The 671-nt window shown below is 33.1% G+C and carries 1 protein-coding gene; it reads right to left on the bottom strand.

Annotated elements, in window-relative coordinates:
* Positions 1-637, bottom strand: a 637-nt coding sequence (locus tag AMN70_RS03115) for an FAD-dependent oxidoreductase (protein ID WP_143323409.1), incomplete at its 3' end; no start/stop codon positions are given.
* Positions 638-671 lie beyond the last annotated feature (34 nt).

Below are 671 nucleotides of genomic sequence, written 5' to 3'. Positions count from 1 at the left end.
TAATTGCTTTTACCTCACAATTTTGAATTATATCAACTCCCATTTCATCAGCTCCTCTTGCATAACCCCATGCAACGGCATCATGTCGAGCTGTTCCAGCTCTTTTTTGTAATGTTCCACCCAAAACAGGATATCTTATATCAGGAGAAGTATTTATTATTGGGCAAAATTTTTTAACTTCTTCAGTAGATAAGTAAACAGCATCTATGCCATTTAATCTATTTGCATGTGTTCTTCTTTTTAAATCTCTAACATCTTGGAGATTATGGGCAAGATTCATGACTCCTCTTTGACTGAACATGACGTTATAATTTAATTCTTGTGATAAACCTTCCCAAATTTTCAATGCGTGATCATATAAGCCTGCGCTTGCATCCCACAAATAATTTGACCTAATTATTGTAGTATTTCTTCCAGTGTTACCTCCACCAATCCAACCTTTTTCTACAACAGCAATATTTTTAATCTTATGTTTTTTTGCCAAGTAGTAGGCTGTAGCTAAACCATGACCTCCACCACCAATTATTATGATCTCATATTCTTTTTTTGGAATAGGATCTTTCCAAGCTTTCTCCCAATTCTCGTGGTACGAAAATGCATTTTTCACAAGTGAAAATATTGAATACTTTTTTTTCATAGATTTCTGAATAATTACTTTATTAATATTCAAT

This window comes from Candidatus Pelagibacter communis (assembly GCF_001179925.1).
Taxonomy (GTDB): Bacteria; Pseudomonadota; Alphaproteobacteria; order Pelagibacterales; family Pelagibacteraceae; genus Pelagibacter; species Pelagibacter ubique_E.
Note: the sequence above shows the minus strand (reverse complement) of the source record. Positions and strands in the feature narration are given on the sequence as shown.